Origin of the sequence: Nocardia vinacea (genome assembly GCF_035920345.1) — a bacterium.
Lineage (GTDB): Bacteria > Actinomycetota > Actinomycetes > Mycobacteriales > Mycobacteriaceae > Nocardia > Nocardia vinacea_A.
The window spans coordinates 6598573-6619815 of sequence record NZ_CP109149.1 but is presented as its reverse complement, the minus strand read 5'-3'; the positions used below and the strand labels follow the sequence as shown (position 1 = coordinate 6619815).

Below are 21243 nucleotides of genomic sequence, written 5' to 3'. Positions count from 1 at the left end.
CGACGGCACGACCGCGCCGCTCACCCAGGAGACGAAATGGCCTGGTATGTCGTGCGGCGTCTGCTCCAAATGATCCCCGTCTTCCTCGGGGCGACGCTGCTCATCTACGCACTGGTCTTCTTAGTTCCGGGCGATCCGATCCACGCGCTGGCCGGCGACAAGCCGATGACGCCTGCCGTCGAGGCCCAACTGCGTGCGCGGTATCACCTGGATCGTCCGTTCATCGTGCAGTATCTGCTGTACCTGAAGGGCATTTTCACCCTCGACTTCGGGACGGCCTTCTCCGGTCGACCGGTGCGCGACGAACTCGCCCGCGCCTTCCCGATCACCATCAAATTGGCATTCATGGCGGTGCTCGTCGAGGGCGTCTTCGGTGTCGTCTTCGGCCTGATCGCGGGACTGCGCAAAGGCAAGCTGTTCGATTCCACGCTGCTGGTGGTCAGTCTGATCATCATCGCGGTGCCGATCTTCGTGATCGGCTTCCTCGCCCAGTTCGTACTGGGTGTGAAGTGGGGTATCGCGCCGGTGACCGTCACGGGTAAGGCCAGCGTCGGTGAATTGCTCGTGCCCGCATTCGTTCTCGGGTCGCTCTCGTTCGCCTATGTGCTGCGGCTGACCCGAAATTCGGTGGCGGAGAATATGTCCGCCGACTACGTGCGCACCGCGACCGCGAAGGGACTCAGTCGCCCGCGCGTGGTCACCGTGCATATTCTGCGTAATTCGATGATTCCGGTGATCACCTTCCTCGGCGCCGATCTCGGTGCGTTGATCGGCGGCGCGGTCGTTACCGAGGGCATCTTCAACATCCCGGGTGTGGGTGGGACGCTGTACCAGGCGATTACCCGCGGTGAGCCGCCGACGGTGGTCTCATTCGTGACCGTGCTCATCGTGATCTTCCTGATCTCGAATCTGATCATCGATCTGCTCTATGCCGCGCTCGACCCGAGGATCCGATATGCCTGAGCTCGAGAAGAAAGCTCCGGACCGGCAGCAGCATTTCGTCGCGCCGCCCGATGAAGTCGAGGTGCTCGCCACCGATCAGGTCGTCGATACCGGTTCGCCGACCAGCATCTGGCAGGACGCGTGGCGGCAGTTGCGCCGCAATCCGATCTTCATCGTGGCCGCGGTGCTGATCGTGTTCATCGCCATCGTGGTGCTGTGGCCCGGCCTGTTCTCCGATCAGGATCCGCGCTATTGCAACGGCGATTACAGCATGGATCCACGCGGGCCCGGACATCCGTTCGGTTTCGATAAACAGGGCTGCGATGTCTATACCCGAACCGTTTACGGCGCACGGGCTTCCGTAATGGCGGGCTTGGGTGCCACCACGGTATTCCTGCTCGTCGGCGGCACGCTCGGGGCCCTTGCGGGCTTCTATGGGGGGCTGCTCGATTCGGTGGTGTCCCGCATTGCGGAGATCTTCTATGCGATTCCATTGATGCTGGCCGCGATCGTCATCATGCAGCTGCTGGATTCGCGCACGATCTGGACCGTCATCCTGATCCTGGCCGCATTCACCTGGCCGCAGGCGGCACGTATCGCGCGCAGTGCGGTGATCGAGGCGAAGAACAGCGAATATGTCACGGCGGCAAAGGCATTGGGTGTCTCTCGAATACGCACGCTGCTGCGCCATGTGCTGCCGAATGCGGCCGGGCCGCTGATCGTGGTCACCACGATCTGGCTCGGCGCGTTCATCGTCACCGAGGCAACGCTGTCCTACCTGGGCGTCGGTCTGCCGCGCACGATCGTGTCCTGGGGTTCGGATATCAATACCAACCAGCACGAGTTGCGCGGCGGATCGCCGATTCTGTTCTATCCCGCAACGGCTTTGGCGCTCACCGTGCTGAGCTTCATCCTGCTCGGCGACGCGCTGCGGGACGCGCTCGATCCGAAGGCGAGGAAGAGGTGACCACGGCGATGTCGGATAAACCATTGCTCGAGATCGAGGATCTCAACGTCTGCTTCTCCTCCGAGGGCAAGAAGATTCCGGCGGTTCGCGACGTCGGTCTGACGGTTTATCCGGGCCAGACCGTCGCCATTGTCGGCGAATCCGGATCCGGAAAATCCACGACCGCGCACAGCATTATCGACCTGCTGCCCGGCACCGGGCAGGTCACCTCCGGCTCGATCAGGTTCGACGGCAAGGATCTGGCGAAGGCGTCGAAGCGGGAGGTCGTCGCGGTCCGCGGCAGCGGTATCGGATTGGTACCGCAGGATCCGATGTCGAATCTGAACCCGGTGTGGAAGATCGGATTCCAGATCCGAGAGACCTTGGAGGCCAATGGCATTGCCAAGGGTAAGGCGGCCAAACAGCGCGCCATCGAACTGCTCGAGGAAGCCGGGATGTCGGATGCGGCGCATCGGGTGAACCAGTATCCGCACGAATTCTCCGGCGGTATGCGCCAGCGCGCGCTCATCGCCATCGGATTGGCGTGCCGTCCCAAACTGTTGATCGCCGACGAGCCGACCTCGGCCCTCGACGTGACGGTGCAGCGGCAGATCCTCGACCATCTCGACGGACTCACCAGCGAACTCGGCACCGCGGTCCTGCTCATCACCCACGACCTCGGCCTGGCCGCGGAACGCGCCGAGCACCTGGTGGTGATGTATCGCGGCAAGGTCGTGGAATCCGGTCCGGCACTGCAGATTCTGCGCGAACCCCAGCATCTGTACACCAAGAAGCTGGTGAATTCCGCGCCCTCGCTCGCCTCGCAGCGGCTGTCCTCGGTGCGTGAGCGCATAGAAGTGCGTAAGCAGGCCGTACAGGTCGCGGAAGAGGTCGCGGCGGCCGATACGGAAATCGCGGCGGTCTCCGATGACGTGGTGGTCGCACAGAATCTGACCAAGGCGTTCAAGATTCGGGGCAGTACGCCGTGGAAGTCGACGGATTTCGTCGCGGTCGACGATGTGTCGTTCCGGCTGAAGCGCGGCACGACCACTGCCATTGTCGGCGAGTCCGGATCGGGTAAATCGACTGTGGCACAGATGGTTCTGGGCCTGCTCGAACCGGCATCGGGTTCGGTGACCTTCGACGGTCGTGCAGTTGCGAAACTGGATCGTAAGGGCGCGTTCGCTTTTCGTCGTCGAGTGCAGCCGATCTTCCAGGATCCCTACGGTTCGCTGGATCCGATGTACTCGATTTACCGCACCATCGAGGAGCCGCTGCGTACGCACAAGATCGGCACGGCTAAGGAACGCGAGGCAACGGTGCGCGATCTGTTGGACAAGGTGTCGCTGCCGTCCTCGGTAATGCGCCGCTACCCCAATGAACTCTCCGGTGGCCAGCGCCAGCGTGTCGCGGTGGCCCGTGCGCTCGCGCTCTCCCCGGAGGTCGTGGTGTGCGACGAGGCGGTCTCCGCGCTCGACGTCCTCGTCCAGGCTCAGATCCTCAAGCTGCTCAACGACTTACAAGCCGAGCTGGGTCTGTCCTATCTGTTCATCACCCATGACCTGGCCGTCGTCCGCCAGATCGCCGACGACGTCCTGGTCATGCAGACCGGCAGGATCGTCGAAGCGGCCACAACCGACGAGGTGTTCCAGAACCCCGAGGAGGAGTACACCCGCCGCCTGCTGGATGCCATTCCCGGACGGGACCTGCTGGCAGGCTGACCAGGGGGGTCGTGGATCGGTCGCGGTGCGGGCGCGGCAAAATCAGCACGGTGACCGATCCGCTACAGCCCCTCGTCGATCTGCCAGGTGTGCGCGAAGCCGCCGATAAGGCGCGTGACGCGCTTGCCGCGGTGCATCGGCACAAGGCGAACCGGCGGGGCTGGCCGACCACGGCCGCCGAGGCGGCGGTGCGGGCCGCGCGCTCATCCGCCGCGATCGAGGGCGGCAGTACCGAACTGCCTGCCGACGGCCGGGTCGCGGATCCGATTCTGGCCGGCTCGCTGCGGGTCGGGCAGGCGCTCGACGGTGACGCGCTGCGGAATCTGGTCGGCACCTGGCAGCGCGCGCCGCTGCAGGCGCTGGCCCGGCTGCATCTGCTGGCCGCGGCCGATCTGGTCACCGAAGAGGAGCTACTCGGGCGCCCGCGCGGTGACGGCGGTGTGGCCGAACGGCTCGACCTGTTGGTGCAGACCGTGCTCGGATCCAAGGCGCCAGCGCCGGTCATCGCGGCGGTCGTGCACGGTGAACTACTGACCTTGCGGCCGTTTGGTACGGCCGATGGCATCGTGGCGCGGGCGGCCTCGCGACTGGTGGCCGCGTCCAGTGGGCTGGACCCGCACAGCCTCGGCGTACCGGAGGTGTTCTGGTTGCGGCGGCGTCAGCAGTATCTGGACGCGGCGGCCGGATTCGGCTCGGGTGCTCCGGATGCGGTGGGCGGCTGGGTGATCCTGTGCTGCGGCGCCTTCGAAGACGGTGCGCGGGAGGCGACATCGATCGCCGACGCGGCATCCGGATAGGGGTCTACACACATCAAAGCGGGCGGCGTTGTCGTTGACGACCTCACCGCCCGCTAGCACGGATACCCGGTTACCAAGCGTGCTGGGTGGGTTGTGTTCTGCGGCCTCGGCGATTATCCGAACTCCGCCGGTTCATCCCCGCAACCTGTGCGAGGCCTTCGCCGTCGAAAACCCGGATCTCGCAGGCCCACAACGCTTCTGCCCTTGTCGCGGCGCGCTCCGCGTGGGTGCCTGGTGCCCGTGCTGGGAAGGGGGGGGTCGGGGAGCTGAGCCTTCTCTTCCGGCTCCGCTCAGGCCTTCCGTCCTTCCGTAGTTACATTTCTACACTGTGACTGCCCTCACATCAAGGCTTGGGAAAACATTCAATAACCGGCGTGTTTACCGGCGTTTCGTGATTAAATGCCTGGTCGCAGCGGCCTCTGTGTTATGACAGCAAGCCCTCCGCCGCGCCCCTCAACAGCCCGGCCGCGCGGCCCGCGCCGGACAGCAATAGCTCAGCGGCGCCGGCGCAACAGCCGGTAGCTGATCGCACCGGCCAGCACCGCGCTCAGCCCGACCGCCGCCGTCGCGGCAAGGGTGGTCGACGACGGACTCTGGAAGCGCGCCCACAGCGAGACCGGGTTGGAGAACGTGAGAATCGGCCAGCCCTTGGCCACCGCTTCGCGTCGCAGATTGCGATCCGGGTTCACCGCCGTCGGATGCCCCACCGCGCTCAGCATCGGTAGATCGGTCACCGAATCGGAGTAGGCATAACACCGCGAGAGATCGTAACCCTCAGTGGCGGCGAGCTTTTCGATCGCGGTCACCTTACCCGCACCGTAGCAATAGAATTCGACCTCGCCGGTGTAGCGGCCGTCCTCGACCACCATTCGGGTCGCCGCGGTATGCGAGGCGCCCAGCACCTCGGCGATCGGACCGACGATCTCCTCGCCCGAGGCCGAGACGATCACCACATCGTGTCCCCGGATCTTGTGGTCGGCAATGAGATCCGCGGCCTCGGCATAGATCAGCGGGTCGACGAGTTCGTGAAGTGTCTCGGCCACAATGGATTTCACCTGCTCGACATCCCAGCCCGCGACCATATTCGTCAGATTGGCGCGCATGCGCTCCATCTGATCGTGGTCGGCGCCCGAGAGCATGAACAGGAAGTGGGCGTAACTGCTCTCCAGCACCGCGCGCCGGTTCAGCAGGCCCTGTGCGTAGAAGGGCTTACTGAACACGTAGGTGCTCGATTTCGCGATCACCGTCTTGTCGAGATCGAAGAAAGCGGCTACGCGCTCGCCACCGGCGCTCGGTCGCTCCGTTGCCGTCACGTCCCGTGCCGTCTGGTCCTCGAGCTCTGTCTGGTCGCCATCGGCCGTCACTCGTTCAGAATATGCATGCCGCGGCGACGCTGTCGGACGGGTCGCGCGTCTGGTTCGTTCGGCGGGTTTGCCCCGGGGACGCCGGGCCGGTGGTGGCCACAAAGTTCTCCGAATACAGACTTGCGTTGTGGCCCGGGCTTGGGTGTAGTATTGCTGGCACCTGGACATAGTCCAGGCGCGTTCAGCCCGACCCCCCGGGGCTGAACCCGACGGCCCCAGCCTCCTCCCCCCCCGGCTGGGGCCGTCCTCTATTTCGGGGTAGGTTTCCCCGGTTTCGGGCCTCCGGATTTATCCACACCCCCCGAGTTATCCACATTCGGCATATTGCATCTTCTGCTCGGCTTCGTCTTCGAGCACGCTGACCTGCATGAATCTCGAAGCCGCCCCGGCACTCACACCGCCGCCCGCGCTCGTGCTCATCCAGGACACCCGGCTGCGCGATGAGGTGCGCCGGGTCGCGGCGGCCGCAGAGCGCGCGCTCGACGAGCGCGCGCTCTCTGTCGGTCGGCACGCCTGGGTGGCGGCACCTCTGGTGATCCTCGACACGGGGGCGGCCGAGAGCTGTGCACGGGCCGGTTACCTCCGACGGATCGGCATCGTGTTGGTGACAGACGGGGAGCCCGGATTGACCGATTGGCAGGCCGCCGCGGCTGTCGGTGCCGAGCGTGTCATCGCGCTGCCCGGTGCCGCGGTCGGACTTATCGAGAAGTTTGCTGAGCACGGCGAATATCGCGTGGGTGACGGTGTTGTCGTCGCGATCGCGGGTGCGAGCGGCGGTGCGGGCGCCTCTACATTGGCCGCGGCGACCGGACTGCGATCCGCCGCCGAGCGGTTCCGGCGCGACACCGTGCTCGTCGACGGCGCACCCCTCGGCGGCGGTCTCGACCTGCTGCTCGGCATCGAAACCAGGGCCGGACTGCGCTGGCCGGATCTGGTGATCGAGGACGGTCGGGTGTCGGCCGCCGCACTGCACAGCGCACTGCCGGCAGCCGTCCCGGGACTGGCGGTGCTGTCCTGCGGCCGCGGCGGTGCCGGACGCTTGCCCGCCGAAATCGGCGCTGCCGCCGTCCGCGCCGTCATCGAAGCGGGCCGTGCCGCAGGCGATTTGGTGATATGCGACATCTCGGGCGAACGCGGCCCCCACGCCGACCAGATACTCGACGCGGCCGACCTCGTCGTCCTGGTCGTCCCCGCCCGCCTGCGCGCCGTAGCCGCCGCCGAATCGGTCGCCGCTCATATCGGTAAGCGAAATCCCAACCAGGGCTTGGTAGTCCGCGGCCCGGCACCCGGCGGACTCCGCGGCCCGGAGGTCGCCGAGGTCCTCGACCTCCCCCTCCTAGCCGCCGTCCGAACCCAACCCGGACTGGCCGCCCGCCTCGAACGCGGCGGGCTTACTTTGCGCCGCGGGCCTCTCCGCGACGCTGCGGACGCAGTGCTCGGGGTGCTCAGCGCTCCGGCCGGGAAGGCGCTGCGATGAGTGCGTCGACGTCCCAGCCGTCGTTTCGGGTCCGCGCGGCGGTGCGTGAGAATCCGGTGCGCCGTGGTGGGGCGCGTGCGCCGATGGAATACGAGCTGCTGCAGCGGTATCGGAACGCCGCGTGCGCTGTCCCGACGGTGCTCGGCATGGGGCGATCTGCGCTGTCGGATGAGGTGCTCGGTGCTGGGCGATCTGCGGCTTCGAGTGCGTGGGCGATGCGCCGGACGTTGCGGCAGGTTCTTGCCGCTTCGGTTGGGAGGGGTTCGCGGTGAGTGCGTTGGTTACGTCGGAGTTGATGGATCGGGTGCGGGAACGGCTGTCCGGTGCGTCGGGAGATCCGGATCCGGCGCAGGTGGCGGCTGCTATCCGAGCCGAGGCCGGTGGTGTACTCGGTGATACCGATCTGCTGCGGGCATTGCGGCTGTTGCAGACCGAGATGACCGGAGCGGGGCTGTTGGAGCCGCTGCTGCAGGATCCCCGGGTCGCCGATGTGTTGGTGACTGCGCCGGATGCGGTGTGGATCGACCGGGGCCGTGGGCTGGAACGAACCTCGGTCGCCTTTCCGGATGAGGCTGCGGTGCGCCGCTTGGCACAGCGGTTGGCGCTGTCGGCCGGGCGGCGGCTCGACGACGCACAACCGTGGGTCGACGGCCGGTTATCCGGAAGGGAAGCGGCACTGGGGGATTCGTTCGGAGTCCGGCTGCACGCGGTCTTGGAGCCGGTGGCACACGGCGGCACCTGCCTGTCGCTACGCGTGCTGCGTCCGGCGACACAGGGACTGGATGCGCTCGCCGCGGCGGGCGCGGTACCCGCCGACGCGAAACTTCTACTGGAGCAGATCATTCGGGCCAGACTCGCCTTCCTGGTGGTCGGTGGAACCGGCGCGGGCAAGACAACGCTCTTGTCCGGCCTACTGGCCAAGGTCGCCGCCGACGAACGCATCATCTGCGTCGAAGACGCCGCCGAACTGGCACCCCCACATCCCCACGTCGTGCGCCTGGTCGCGCGCACCGCGAACGTAGAGGGCGTCGGCGCGGTAACCGTCCGCGATCTTGTCCGGCAGGCCCTGCGAATGCGCCCCGACCGAATCGTCGTCGGCGAAGTTCGTGGCGCGGAGGTAGTCGACCTCCTGACCGCCCTGAACACCGGCCACGACGGCGGCGCGGGCACGGTCCACGCGAACTCACCACGCGAGGTCCCCGCCCGTCTGGAAGCCCTTGCCGCACTGGGCGGTATGGACCGAGCCGCCCTCCACAGCCAACTCGCCGCAGCAGTCCAGGTAGTGCTGCACGTCCACCGCCGAGCCGACGGCTCCCGTGGCCTCCGCGAAATCGGCATCGTAGACCGCGACCCCCAAGGCCGCGTCACCATAACCGCCGCCTGGCACTCCGACCAAGCCCCCACCCCGGCCGCCCCCACCCTCATTCGCCTCCTCGACGAACGGCTCGACCGGTGAATGCGGGAATGCAGCGCACAGCGCTCATAACCCGGACGGCTTCGTTGTCGCGCGTGCTTGCGGCCCCGTCGTCGGATGCGGTGCCGGTGCTCCTTGTGGACGCGACTCCGGCAGCGTTGCGGTCCAGCCTGATCGCGGCAGCGGTGCACTCGGGAATTGCTGGTCGGATGGCACCGTCGCGGTGCCTGGTCGGCGAACGGCTCGGTCGATGATCGCGGGATTGGTGTGTCTGGCGATCGGGATTTTGCTGGCGCCGCCGCCGAGTTCGCGGCGGCGGTTCACCAGCCTGTTCACGGCATCAGGCGATGTCCGAACGCTCGGTCGGGGCAGTGGGTTTCGGGTGGCGATCGGTGTTGTCATCGTGGGGGCGTTGGCCGTTGGAATCGGTCCGCTGGTTGCGGCGGTGTTGGTTGGGGGAACGGTCGGTATTCGGGTGCGGTGGGCGAGGCGGGAACGGCGGCGCAGTGCGGAGTGCGCTTATCTGTTGGACGCGCTCGAGGCGGTGATCGGGGAGCTGCGGGTGGGTGCGCATCCGAGTGCGGCGGCGGAGGTTGCCGCGCAGGAGTCGCGCGGGGAGGCCGCACGCGTCTTCGCGGTGAGCGCGGCGCGCAGCAGACTCGGTGGTTCCGGCGCGGACGGGTTGCGCGATTCCGATTCGATCGTCGATGCGGAACTCGCCAGGATCGCCGACGCGTGGCAGGTTGCCGAGCACCACGGTCTCGCTCTGGCGGAGCTGCTCTCGGCCGCTCGCGCGGACCTATTGGGGCGCATCCGTTTTCGCACGCGCATCACAGCCGCACTGGCCGGTGCTCGCGCCACAGCGGCGGTCTTGGCGGGCCTACCGCTCCTCGGTATCGGCCTGGGACAACTGATGGGTGCCGCTCCACTGCACGTGCTGCTGAGCCCGGGTGCCGGAACTGTGCTGCTACCACTCGGCGCGGCATTGGCGTGTATCGGCTTGCTGTGGACCGACGCGATCACGCGAAAGGTCTTCGTATGAATCAAATCTGCTGGTTATACACAGTTTCGAAGGGTTTGCGTATGGCTGGAATGTCCAGTGCACCAGTGCTTTTGCTCGCAATGGCATTGTTCGTGCTGCCCGGACGAGTTGCGGTGAATCGGCGATTGCGGACGCTGCGAGAGGCGGGCCCACAGCCGGTCGCCCCGTCATCTCCACGCGGCACCAACAGCGATCCGCTGGCCATAGCCTCGATATTCGACCTGCTGGCCGCCTGCCTACGAGCCGGATTGCCGATGGCATCTGCAGCCCGCGCGGTGGCACCGAGCGCGCCGCCAGCCCTGGGCGCGGCATTACGCAAGGCAGCCGACCTGCTGGCACTGGGTGCGGACGCGGCAACCGCCTGGGATCAGGTGGCGCGCGACGGCGCAGACCAACCGGGTGCCGAGGAGGTCGACTCACTGGCACGCATGGCCCGGCGCTCCGCCCGCTCCGGCGCCTCGCTCGCCAGCGCCATCGGCGAACTGGCAGAACAGCGCCGCAGCGGAGTCGAAGATGCGGCCGCCGCCCGCGCCGAACGCGCCGGAGTCCTCATAGGCGGCCCCTTAGGCCTCTGCTTCCTCCCAGCCTTCGTCTGCCTCGGCATCGTCCCCGTAGTAGTCGGCCTCGCCGGCCGCGTCCTCGGAGGCGGACTGCTGTGAGAACTACAGCGCAGGGAAGTACTGCATCACGAGCGACGGGTTCGCGAACGACGGAGCTACGAACGACCGAGCGAGGCGCTGCCGGTTCCGACAGTTCTGCTGCCACAGACAGCGCAGCACGGTGCGCTACCGAGCTGGGATCTACAGAGCCCAGCCGTGCTGAGCGGGGCACTGCTCTGCTACCTATCGGCCTTCGTCTGTACCGACATCGTCGTCATCGGCCGCGTCCTCGGAGGCGGACTGGTGCGAGCCTGCCGCAGCCGGGAACTGCCGTGCGAAACAACGCCGATCCGGGGACGCCTCCGCCGGGCATAGTCGGGTTTGGGACCGCTGCTCGGACCGGTGTTGAGCTATGGACGATCACGCCGCGCAGTGCCGGGATGGGGACGCCCACTCGGAGCAGTACCCACCTGGGCGCGATCGCGCCGGACTTTGTCGGGCTGGAGACGGCCGCGCGGGGCGCTGTCGATCACGGCTCTGCCAACGGTGCTGTTGCTGAGCTACCAAATGCTGCGCTCGGGAGCGTCGAGGTGTGTGGTGCGGTGCTGGGGCGTGCGCGGCCGGGAAGAGCATATGGGCGCGGAGTAGCCACGCGGGACATTGTCGCCCCGGTGCGGGGGGCGCACGGGGCTGTCGAACGCGGCGGCGTTGAAGGTGCCGTTGCTGAGCTGCCGAGTGCTTTGCTCGGGAGGGGTGGGCTGCGCGCCGCGGTGCCGGGGTGCGCACGGCGGGGAAGAGTGTGTCGGCGCGGAGTGGCCGCGCAGGCGGGAATGAGAGGGGAATACAGTGCGAATGGGGATGATGCGGGATCGGGTGGTGCTTCGGCTGGGGGCCGTTGGCATGGAGATTCGGGCTCGGGTGCTGCGGGTGCTGGTCGCGGACGACGGGATGAGTACGGCGGAGTATGCGATCGGGACTATTGCGGCTGCGGCGTTCGGGGCCGTGCTCTATGGGGTGGTTACCGGGGACAGCATTGTGAACGCGCTGACGAAGATCATCGACAAGGCGTTGAACACCGCGGTGTAGCGGAGGGTAGTTGTCGATTAAACTACTGTGGTGCAACGCATCTCGGTGACGATCGGGGTGCGGTGACGGTTGAGGCGGCGATCGCGCTCGTTGCCATCGTGTTTGCGGTGGTGCTGTGCGTCGGTGCCTTGCTCGCGGCGTCGACGCAGGTGCGCTGTGTCGACGCCGCTCGCGAAGCGGCCCGGTTGGCTGCCCGCGGGGATCAAGCGAATGCGGTGTCGGCGGCGCGGCGGGTAGCTCCGCCGACCGCCGACATCTCGCTGCGCAGTGAGGGCGACCGGGTAGTCGCGGCGGTCTCCGCCCGCGCACCCCTGCTGCCCTTACTGGTCCTGCACGCCGAGGCTGTCGCCACCCGCGAGCCAGGAGCCGAGCCGTGACCAACAACGGCCGACCAACGGACCGCGACGTGCCACCGGGCGCAACACAGATGAAAGACAGCGACGTGCCGCGCGACCGAACCGCGGCAGTAAGGATGCCCAGTGACCGAGCAGTAGAAGCGGCTCCGCCGAACAGCCCACCCTGCCAACGAGGCGACCACAACCGAAGCGACATCGCCGACGGGCGAACCACACGTGCCCGCTGCGCCATCGGGGCCAGTCGCCTCGCCCGTTGGTACATCGCGTTCGCGTTGGGCGATGCGCACGGACCTTGCGCATCCCCGCGGCGGGCCACGGACGGCCTAGTCGGCCGCGTGTGCCGAGCATTTGCATCCGGAGGCCGCCGAGCCGCCAATGGGCGCAGTGTCTTTGCGCTGGGTGGTGCAGCCCGGCGTGGCGTCACGGTGCGGCGGGACGAGGGTGTCGCGACGGCGTTCGCCTGTCTGGCGCTGGCTGCGCTGATCGGCGCGACGCTATTGATCGCTCAGGTTGGGGCGGTTGTTGTGGCGCGGCACCGGGCGCAGGCTGCGGCGGATTTGGCGGCATTGGCGGCGGCGGGGGAACTCGCGCGCGGGGCCGATGTCGGATGTACGGAAGCGGCGGAGATCGCGCAACGGATGGGAGTGCGGATTCAGCAGTGTGAAGTCGTGCAGTGGGATGCGACTGTCACTGTTGAAGAGAATGTACCAATGGGTCTGTTAGGAAAGCGGACTGTTCGCGCGGTTGCTCGTGCCGGACCTGTAGAAGTCGGAGCGTGACCGGTACGTACTTACACTCGCCAGTGGTACTTTCACGATGCCGGAATTCGGTAATTGCGATGCTCGAATAAATACGCCATTGCCTCATTTACTTAGTAACCGCAGAACGCAATCGAATGAATCTGCACGTCGGGCGGTAACGTCCGTGGCAATACCTCAGTTAACATGAATCTAATCCTCTTTATTCGACGGTCCGACGCGCTCGGCATCGCAGGGCGAGGCACGGCGACATGCGCCTATAACCCCTGGTGACCATCCGGAAAGGTGGACAAGCGATCACGTTCGGAGGTCGGCGCTGTCACGAATCGGGCGCGGCGCCTTCGCCGCGCTGTTCAGTTGCCCGTACCGGCGGCCAATTCGCCCAGAACCGCGGCCAGCAGGCGGGCCGCACCGGCCTTGTCCAGCGGATGGTTGCCATTGCCGCACTTGGGCGACTGCACGCAGGACGGGCACCCGACCGCGCAGGTGCACGTCTCGATCACCGCGAGCGTCGCCGACAACCAGCGACGTAGCTGCGCGAACCCGCGTTCGGCGAAGCCCGCACCACCGGGCTGCCCGTCATAGACGAACACTGTCGGCAGCCCGGTATCCGGATGGTCGGCGGTTGAAACGCCGCCGATATCCCACCGGTCACACGTCGCGACCAGCGGCAATAGGCCGATCGCCGCATGTTCGGCGGCGTGCAGCGCACCCGGCACCCGTGGCGTATCCAGGCCTGCCGCGGCGAGCAGTTCGGGTGTCACCGTGTACAGCACCGCGCGGGTCGGCAGCGTCTGCTCCGGCATATCCAGCTCGACCAGGTCCAACACTTCGCCGGTGCGCAGCGTGCGCAGATACCCGATCACCTGGCTGGTGACGCTGACCTGCGCCAATGCGGTCGTCACTCGGCCGTGGCGGCGCTGCTCGGTCACTGCGTCGACGGCGATGGAGGTGACCTGTCTGGCGCTGGTGGTCCAACCGGGATCGGTGCTTCGCACGAAGGCCACTCCGCCCTCGAGATCCAGCTCATCGACCAGATAGGTATCGCCTTGATGCAGGTGAACGGCCCCTTCGTGTAGCGTCGCCCGCGCTCTCCCAGCATCGGCCGTGCCGAGCAATCTGCCGGTCTCGCCATCCACGATGGCAATGGGTGTGCCGATGCCACCGCGCACGTCGACGGCATCGTGCGGCTGCGCCTCGGCCGTCGCGAACCAGCGCGCGCTACCGTCGCGCACCGCACCGTTCCGGCGTCGAATCAACCCCTGACCTGCGAGATCGGTGAGCACCTCACCCGCCCCGAGCTCATCGACCTCATTGTCGGTGAGCGGCAGTTCCAGCGCCGCGCACAGCAATTGCGGACCCAGTACATAGGGGTTGTGCGGATCGGTGATGGTGGCCTCGATCGGCTTGTCCAGCAGCGCCTCAGGGTGGTGGACCAGGAAGGTGTCCAGCGGATCGTCTCTGGCCACCAGCAGCACCAGCGATCCCTGCGTGCGCCGGCCCGCGCGCCCGGCCTGCTGCCAGAACGAGGCGACCGTACCCGGAAAACCCGAGATCACGACCGCATCCAGCCCCGCTATATCGACGCCGAGCTCGAGCGCATTCGTAGTGGCAGCCCCCAGCAGCGACCCGTCCGACAGCGCGGCCTCCAGTTCGCGCCGATCCTCCGCGAGATAACCTGCCCGGTAGGCGGCGACTCGTTTGCTGAGCTCTGGATCGACGTCGGCGAGGAGCCTGCGCGCCTCGATCGCGGTCAGCTCGGCGGCCCGCCGCGACCTGACGAATGCGAGCGTGCGCGCGCCTTCGACCACCAGATCGGCCATGATCCTCGCCGCCTCCGACGTCGCGGATCGCCGAACCGGCGCACCGTTTTCGCCGGTCAGGGTGGTCAACAGCGGCGGCTCCCATAGTGCGATGGTGCGCGAGCCCTGCGGCGATCCGTCTTCGGTGACCGCAACGCAGGGCGCGCCGATCAGCCGGGATGCCGCAGCCGCGGGCTCGGCGGTGGTGGCCGAGCACAGTATGAATACGGGATCCGCGCCGTAATGTGCCGCGATCCGCCGCAGCCTGCGCAGCACCAGCGCCACATGCGAGCCGAATACGCCCCGGTAGGCGTGGCATTCGTCGACCACCACATAGCGCAGCCTGCGCAACACCCTGGCCCAGCGCTGATGTGAGCGCAGCATGCCGACGTGCAGCATGTCCGGATTGGTGAGGATCAAGCGGGCATTCGCCCGCACCCACTGCCTGACCTCGGCCGGTGTGTCCCCGTCGTATGTGGCCGGATGGACATCCCGCAACGGCCCCTCATGCGTCAATTCCGCTATTGCCCGAAGCTGGTCAGCACCCAATGCCTTGGTCGGCGCCAGATAAAGGGCAGTGGCGAGTGGATCTTCGCGCAATGCGGTGAGCACCGGTAGTTGGTAGCCGAGCGATTTCCCGGATGCTGTACCGGTGCTGACGACAACGTGCCTGCCGCCCGCGGCGAGGTCCGCGGTGCTGGTCTGATGAGTCCACGGCGCCTCGACTCCGGCGGCTCGCAGCGCGGCGACGACGTCGGGCGCGGCCCAATCTGGCCAGGTAGTCGTGGCTGCGGGCCGTGCGGCGAGCTCGACGACATGGGTGAGGCGGGGGTCGTCCTCGGGCGCCGCATCAAGGACACGATTCAGCAACGATGCCCCGTAACTTCGGCCGTTGCTGGCGCGTGGCGGAGTTAGCGGTTCGGTCGGATTCACGACTCGGGCTCCGCGACACGCGCAGAAAGTGTGAAACGTGTGCGCTTGGGAAGCCGTGCCTGCCATTTCGATACCAAATAGCGACCTGGGTCACAGGCTGTTTGCCAGACACTGGCTCGGTTATCCGTAAGCAAACGAACCACAAGTCTGGATTCTGGCATTGTGTCCCTCACCTGCGCATTCGCAAGATCAACTTTTTTGCAAATTGTCGGTAACTCGACTGTTGAATTGCTCGAAGACATGGTTCACTAGTTCCTGGTCGCAAGCTTCTGTGTTCGAGGGACGGATCCAAAGTCCAAACCGTCAGCAGGATCGATGTTGCGAACGATGTGCTTGGTGCTTTCCTGCAGGGGGAACCAACAGTACATCGGTCGGAACGGACCCGGTGGATGAACCTACTTGTCCGCCGTTCCGGTAAGAAAAGAGAAGGAACAGAATGGCACAGGGAACTGTGAAGTGGTTCAACGCGGAGAAGGGGTTCGGCTTCATCGCGCCCGAGGACGGCTCCGCCGACGTCTTCGTCCACTACTCCGAGATCCAAGGGTCGGGCTTCCGCACCCTCGAGGAGAACCAGAAGGTCGAGTTCGAAGTTGGCCAGGGCACCAAGGGCCCACAGGCCACCGGAGTTCGTGCGCTCAGCTGAGCGTCGAAACAATTCGCTCGTCCCTCACCACCGGTAACGGAGGTGAGGGACGAGCTATATCTGGGGTAAGACAAAACCGACGCGTACCTGCGGTGCGGTCGTATCGCGACGGGCACTGCATACTGATCACCAGCGACGCAGGTACGCTCTGTGGTTCGAGTCGCAAGCGCTCGGCCACACGTCGCGTCAAGGTATAAACGTGTCTGGTGGCAACGTCACTCCCCGTCGCCGCCGCTTGCCCCAGCCGCGCACAGCGCGAAAAAGCGCCGCGCGGGTCGATAAGGAAAGGTGTATTCGCCGGTGGCAACACGAGACCGCGGTGCAGCCGACCAGGGCCGTCCCCTGCGTCGTCTCGTGATCGTCGAGTCCCCGACCAAGGCCCGCAAAATTGCGCCCTATCTGGGCCGCAATTACACGGTCGAGGCCTCTGTCGGTCATATCCGGGACCTGCCGCGCGGTGCGGCGGACGTGCCCGCCAAGTACAAGGGCCAGTCCTGGGCGCGCCTCGGCGTCGACGTCGACAACGACTTCGAACCCATCTATGTGGTGAGTCCGGATAAGAAGGCCAAGGTTTCCGAGCTCAAGAGTCTGCTGGCCGATGCCGACGAGCTCTACCTCGCCACCGACCCCGACCGTGAGGGCGAGGCGATCGCCTGGCACCTGTTGGAGACGTTGAAGCCCAAGGTGCCGGTGCGACGCATGGTGTTCCACGAGATCACCGAGCCCGCCATTCTGGCCGCCGCGGCCGATACCCGCGATCTGGACAACGATCTGGTCGATGCGCAGGAAACCCGGCGCATCCTGGACCGGTTGTACGGCTACGAGGTCAGCCCGGTGCTGTGGAAGAAGGTCATGCCGCGGCTGTCGGCGGGCCGGGTGCAGTCGGTCGCGACCAGGGTGATCGTGCAGCGCGAGCGCGAGCGGATGGCATTCCGCTCGGCCGAGTACTGGGATATCGCGGCGAAGCTGGATGCGGGCGGGGAAAACGGCGATGCCACCAATCCGCGGACCTTCGGGGCGCGACTGGTCAGCGTCGACGGGACCAGGGTCGCCACCGGCCGGGACTTCGGACCGGACGGGCAGCTCAAGGGCAATGGCGTGGTCGTACTCGACGAGCCGTATGCCCGCCGCCTCGCCGAGGCGCTCGAGGGCGCCGATCTGGTGGTCTCGTCAGCGGAGGCCAAGCCATATACGCGTAAGCCGTACGCGCCGTTCATGACCTCGACGCTGCAGCAGGAGGCGGGCCGCAAGCTGCGGTTCAATGCCGAGCGGACCATGCGGGTCGCGCAGCGGCTGTACGAGAACGGCTACATCACTTACATGCGTACCGACTCGACCACGCTGTCGGAGTCGGCGATCGCCGCGGCCAGGTCGCAGGCGACCCAGCTGTACGGCGCGGAATATGTGCACCCGACGCCGCGGCAGTACACCCGCAAGGTGAAGAACGCGCAGGAGGCGCACGAGGCGATCCGCCCGGCGGGCGATACCTTCGCGACCCCGGGCCAATTGCATGCGCGGCTGGACAATGACGAGTTCCGGCTCTACGAACTGATCTGGCAGCGCACGGTCGCCTCGCAGATGGCCGATGCCAGGGGCACTACGTTGACGCTGCGGATCACCGGTGTCGCCGGGACCGGCGAGGAATGCGTGTTCTCGGCCTCCGGTCGGACCATCACCTTCCCGGGCTTCCTCAAGGCCTACGTCGAGAGTGTCGACGAGGAGGCGGGCGGTCAGTCCGACGACGCCGAATCCCGGCTGCCCGCGCTCGACGAGGGCGAGCGCGTCACGGCGGTGGAGCTGAATCCCGACGGGCACAGCACGAATCCGCCCGCGCGGTATACCGAGGCCTCGTTGATCAAGACGCTCGAAGACCTCGGCATCGGTCGACCTTCGACGTATTCGTCGATCATCAAGACGATTCTCGACCGCGGATATGTGTATAAGCGCGGCAGTGCGCTGGTGCCGTCGTGGGTCGCCTTCGCGGTGGTCGGTTTGCTGGAGGCATACTTCGGTCGGCTGGTCGACTTCGACTTCACCGCCGCGATGGAGGACGATCTCGACGCCATCGCCGGCGGGCGTGAGCAGCGCGGAAATTGGTTGTCCAGCTTCTATTTCGGTGGCGATCACGGTGTCGAGGGTTCGGTCGCGCGCTCCGGCGGTCTGAAGCGGATGGTCGGTGAGCGGCTCGATGATATCGATGCCCGCGAGGTCAATTCGATCAAGCTGTTCGTCGATGGCGAGGGTCGCGACGTCGTGGTTCGGGTCGGTCGATTCGGGCCGTATCTGGAGCGGATGGTCGCCAATCCCGATGACCCGGAAGGGGATTCGATTTCGCAGCGGGCGAATCTGCCCGATGATCTGCCGCCGGACGAGCTGACCCCCGACGTCGCCGAGAAGCTTTTCTCGACACCGCAGGAGGGACGCACGCTGGGTACCGATCCGGCGACGGGACACGAAATCGTCGCCAAGGAAGGACGTTTCGGGCCGTACGTCACCGAGATCCTGCCGGAGCCCGCGGCCGAGGACGGGCCCGCGCCCGCGAAAAAGACCGCGAAAAAGGCTGCGGCACCTAAGCCGCGGACCGGATCGCTGTTCAAAGATATGGATCTGGCGACGATTACGCTCGACGATGCGCTGAAGTTGTTGTCGCTGCCGCGCGTTGTCGGCGCCGACCCGGCTTCCGGTGAGGAGATCACCGCGCAGAACGGGCGCTACGGCCCATATCTGAAGAAGGGCACCGATTCTCGTTCGCTGGTCAACGAAGACCAGATCTTCACCGTGACGCTGGACGAGGCGCTCAAGATCTACGCCGAGCCCAAGCGGCGCGGACGCCAGGCCGCCAGTGCTGCGGCGTTGCGCGAGCTCGGGAACGATTCGGCCACCGGTAAGCCGATGGTGATCAAGGACGGGCGTTTCGGTCCGTACGTCACCGACGGTGAGACCAATGCCAGCCTGCGCAAGGGCGACGAGGTCGATTCGATCACCGATGAGCGGGCCTCGGAACTGCTCGCCGATCGGCGCGCGCGTGGTCCGGTGAAGAAGACGGCAAAGAAGGCGGCGGCAAAGAAAACTCCGGCCAAGAAGGCGACGGCGGCGAAGAAGACCGCCGCCAAGAAAACCACCGCCAAGAAAACGGCCGCGAAGAAGTCCTGACGGTTTCGTCGGCGCCTTGCCGTAGCCTCGCCCCGGTATCGAAGCTCGAACGAGAAGGGGACCGCCATGGCCATCGATCAGGAACGCGAAGATCTCATCCTCGCACTCGACAGTCAGCGCGAGCTGTTTCGAATCACCCTGCGTGGTCTCGACGAGCAGCAGGCACGGCAGCGCACAACCGTCAGCGAGTTGACGCTCGGTGGACTGCTGCACCATGTCGTCAACTGCGAGCGGCACTGGACAAAGGTCATCGTCGAGCGCGATGAGACGGCGAAGCAGGAACTGGCCGAATTCGAGGGTGAATATGTGATGGCGCCCGACGATACCGTTGCGGGACTGCTGGCCACCTGGGACGAGGTGGCGGAGGCGACCGCGAAGCTGATTCGCACCGAGCCGGATCTGAGCACGTCCATCCCGACTCCGACGACACCGTGGACGCCCGACCGCGTGTGGTGGACCGTGCGGTTCACGCTGCTGCACGTGTTGCGCGAGATCACCCACCATAGTGGGCACGCCGACATCCTTCGGGAGGCGCTCGACGGTGCTAATACCACCTACCAGCGAGCTTGATTCGGATCCGTTCGGCCGTCCGGGCAGGGCTGTCGGAGGGGGCGGCTAGGGTGTAGCGCGTGGCGGGTGTCTTCGATCGGCTGGTTGGGCAGGATGCGGTCGAGTCCGAATTGCGGGCGGCCGCGGTCGCCGCGCGCGGGGGGACCGGCAATGGCGCGATGACGCATTCGTGGCTGTTCACCGGCCCGCCCGGATCGGGGAGATCCGTTGCGGCGCTGTGCTTTGCGGCCGCGTTGCAGTGCACGGACGAAGGGGAGCCCGGATGTGGTCGGTGCCATGCGTGCACGACCACGATGGCCGGAACGCACGGCGACGTGCGGCGGGTGATTCCGGAAGGGCTGAGCATCAGCACCAAGGAGATGCGCGAGATCGTGCAGATCGCCTCGCGTCGGCCGAGTACCGGTCGATGGCAGGTGGTGCTGATCGAGGACGCCGACCGGTTGACCGAGGCGGCGGGCAATGTGCTGTTGAAGGTGGTCGAGGAGCCACCGGATCGGACGGTATTCCTGCTGTGCGCGCCATCGGTGGATCCGGAGGACATCTCCGTGACGCTGCGGTCGCGCTGTCGGCATGTACATCTGGTGACGCCCTCGGTGCCCGCCATCGCGCGGGTGCTGCGCGAGCGCGACAAGCTCGATGAGAAGACCGCCACCTGGGCGGCATCGGTGAGCGGCGGTCATGTCGGGCGGGCTCGGCGGTTGGCCACCGATGAGGAGGCGCGTGCTCGTCGGCAGCGGGCGCTGGCGTTGGTGGGCGCGGTTTCGCGGCCGGGTGCCGCGTATGCCGCCGCGGATGAATTGGTGAAATCCGCCGACGATGAGGCCAAGCAGATGAGTGCGGCCCGCGACGAACGTGAGCGCGAAGAACTGGCGACCGCAATGGGCGCGGGCGGCACCGGTAAGGGCGCCGCCGGCGCGACCCGAGGTTCGGCCGGTGTGCTCAAGGACCTGGAGCGCAGGCAGAAATCCCGTGCCACCCGCACCGGCCGAGATGCCCTGGACCGCGCGCTCATCGACGTCGCCGGCGTCTACCGTGACGCTCTGGCTGTCCGCTTCGGTGCCGCCCGCAACGGTTCCGGCGTCACCCTCACCCACCCCGATATGTCCGACCAGATCCACGACCTCGCCGACCGCGTCCGCCCCGAGGGCCTGCTCCGCTCCATCGAAGCCGTCCTCGCCTGCCGCGAGGCCCTCGACATCAACGTCAAACCTCGCTTCGCCCTCGCCGCCATGGTCGCCACCCTCATCTCCGCCCAAACCGCGTGACCGCTACCACCCGTTTTCGCGATCCGACCGTCGGGACGATAGACTCGCGTGGCCGAAAGGCACGCCGCCTTAGCTCAGTCGGTAGAGCGCTTCACTCGTAATGAAAAGGTCGGGGGTTCGATTCCCCCAGGCGGCTCCAGGTCAGAGGATGTTTTGATGGTTTCGGAACCGGTGGTTGGCACCCAAGTGTGCCAACGCTCGGGAGAAGTTCCCCGTAAAACGCCTCCTCGTTGGCTTCAGATCTTCGGGTTGTGGGTCGCTGTCGGGACAGGTTTGGCTGGTTGTCGCGGTGCCGCACGGATTCGCGTTGAGCACAATGTTGGCGGCCCGCCGCGACAACCAATGCTGCCGAGCTGACACGCAGAAGTCTCGGAT

18 protein-coding genes and 1 tRNA gene are annotated in these 21243 nt (G+C 66.4%); 17 read left to right on the top strand and 2 right to left on the bottom strand.

Annotated features, from left to right (window positions below; translation table 11 throughout):
• Window positions 1–36: 36 nt before the first annotated feature.
• Genes OIE68_RS30215 through OIE68_RS30200 form a run of 4 tightly spaced genes read left to right on the top strand, consistent with a single transcriptional unit; the run spans window position 37 to window position 4406 of the window.
• A complete protein-coding gene (locus tag OIE68_RS30215; protein WP_327094420.1) occupies window positions 37–963 on the top strand; it encodes an ABC transporter permease in 927 nt (308 codons plus the stop codon).
• Window positions 956–1909 (top strand): ABC transporter permease, encoded by a 954-nt coding sequence (locus OIE68_RS30210; protein ID WP_327094419.1) that lies wholly within the window; start codon window positions 956–958, stop codon window positions 1907–1909. The genes OIE68_RS30215 and OIE68_RS30210 overlap by 8 nt, the downstream gene beginning before the upstream one ends.
• Window positions 1910–1917: 8 nt before the next feature.
• Window positions 1918–3609 carry an ABC transporter ATP-binding protein gene (locus OIE68_RS30205; protein WP_327101862.1) on the top strand — a complete coding sequence of 564 codons (1692 nt, stop codon included), beginning with the start codon at window positions 1918–1920 and terminating at the stop codon, window positions 3607–3609.
• A 50-nt stretch (window positions 3610–3659) separates the two neighbouring features.
• A complete protein-coding gene (locus OIE68_RS30200) occupies window positions 3660–4406 on the top strand; it encodes an oxidoreductase (protein WP_327094418.1) in 747 nt (248 codons plus the stop codon).
• A gap of 494 nt (window positions 4407–4900) precedes the next feature.
• Here OIE68_RS30200 and OIE68_RS30195 read toward each other — a convergent pair whose 3' ends face one another.
• Window positions 4901–5719 (bottom strand): HAD-IB family hydrolase, encoded by an 819-nt coding sequence (locus OIE68_RS30195; protein WP_327101861.1) that lies wholly within the window; start codon window positions 5717–5719, stop codon window positions 4901–4903.
• A 418-nt stretch (window positions 5720–6137) separates the two neighbouring features.
• Here OIE68_RS30195 and ssd point away from each other — a divergent pair, with 418 nt between their 5' ends.
• The 8 genes from ssd (at window position 6138) to OIE68_RS30155 (ending at window position 12523) form a co-directional block, all read left to right on the top strand.
• Complete coding sequence (gene ssd, locus OIE68_RS30190; RefSeq protein WP_327094417.1) at window positions 6138–7247, top strand: septum site-determining protein Ssd; 1110 nt, start codon at window positions 6138–6140, stop codon at window positions 7245–7247.
• Window positions 7244–7519 (top strand): hypothetical protein, encoded by a 276-nt coding sequence (locus OIE68_RS30185; protein WP_327094416.1) that lies wholly within the window; start codon window positions 7244–7246, stop codon window positions 7517–7519. The genes ssd and OIE68_RS30185 overlap by 4 nt, the downstream gene beginning before the upstream one ends.
• Window positions 7516–8703, top strand: a complete 1188-nt coding sequence (locus OIE68_RS30180; RefSeq protein WP_327094415.1) for a TadA family conjugal transfer-associated ATPase — start codon at window positions 7516–7518, stop codon at window positions 8701–8703. Before OIE68_RS30185 ends, OIE68_RS30180 begins: the two co-directional genes overlap by 4 nt.
• Window positions 8704–8911: 208 nt before the next feature.
• Window positions 8912–9703, top strand: a complete 792-nt coding sequence (locus OIE68_RS30175) for a type II secretion system F family protein (protein ID WP_327094414.1) — start codon at window positions 8912–8914, stop codon at window positions 9701–9703.
• Between the two features lie 50 nt (window positions 9704–9753).
• Window positions 9754–10362: a type II secretion system F family protein gene (locus tag OIE68_RS30170; RefSeq protein ID WP_419150576.1), complete on the top strand. Its 609-nt coding sequence runs from the start codon at window positions 9754–9756 to the stop codon at window positions 10360–10362.
• Window positions 10363–11202: 840 nt separating this feature from the next.
• A complete protein-coding gene (locus OIE68_RS30165) occupies window positions 11203–11388 on the top strand; it encodes a DUF4244 domain-containing protein (RefSeq protein ID WP_329414237.1) in 186 nt (61 codons plus the stop codon).
• A gap of 62 nt (window positions 11389–11450) precedes the next feature.
• Window positions 11451–11765: a TadE family type IV pilus minor pilin gene (locus OIE68_RS30160; RefSeq protein ID WP_327094412.1), complete on the top strand. Its 315-nt coding sequence runs from the start codon at window positions 11451–11453 to the stop codon at window positions 11763–11765.
• Between the two features lie 50 nt (window positions 11766–11815).
• The gene (locus OIE68_RS30155) at window positions 11816–12523 is read left to right on the top strand and encodes an Rv3654c family TadE-like protein (protein ID WP_327101859.1); all 708 of its coding nucleotides are present in this window, start codon (window positions 11816–11818) and stop codon (window positions 12521–12523) included.
• A gap of 332 nt (window positions 12524–12855) precedes the next feature.
• On the opposite strand, the gene OIE68_RS30150 is transcribed toward OIE68_RS30155, so the two are convergent.
• The gene (locus OIE68_RS30150; protein WP_327094411.1) at window positions 12856–15174 is read right to left on the bottom strand and encodes a DEAD/DEAH box helicase; all 2319 of its coding nucleotides are present in this window, start codon (window positions 15172–15174) and stop codon (window positions 12856–12858) included.
• 499 nt (window positions 15175–15673) lie between these two features.
• Between OIE68_RS30150 and OIE68_RS30145 the strand changes: the two genes are divergently transcribed.
• From OIE68_RS30145 to OIE68_RS30125, 5 genes are all read left to right on the top strand, one after another.
• Window positions 15674–15880, top strand: coding sequence for a cold-shock protein (locus OIE68_RS30145; RefSeq protein WP_011206895.1), 207 nt, complete (start codon window positions 15674–15676; stop codon window positions 15878–15880).
• Between the two features lie 354 nt (window positions 15881–16234).
• Window positions 16235–19033, top strand: coding sequence for a type I DNA topoisomerase (gene topA, locus OIE68_RS30140; RefSeq protein WP_327101858.1), 2799 nt, complete (start codon window positions 16235–16237; stop codon window positions 19031–19033).
• A 66-nt stretch (window positions 19034–19099) separates the two neighbouring features.
• Window positions 19100–19603, top strand: a complete 504-nt coding sequence (locus OIE68_RS30135) for a DinB family protein (protein ID WP_327094410.1) — start codon at window positions 19100–19102, stop codon at window positions 19601–19603.
• A gap of 59 nt (window positions 19604–19662) precedes the next feature.
• A complete protein-coding gene (locus tag OIE68_RS30130) occupies window positions 19663–20868 on the top strand; it encodes a DNA polymerase III subunit delta' (protein WP_327094409.1) in 1206 nt (401 codons plus the stop codon).
• Between the two features lie 63 nt (window positions 20869–20931).
• Window positions 20932–21007: transfer RNA gene (locus OIE68_RS30125), tRNA-Thr, on the top strand.
• Window positions 21008–21243: the final 236 nt, after the last annotated feature.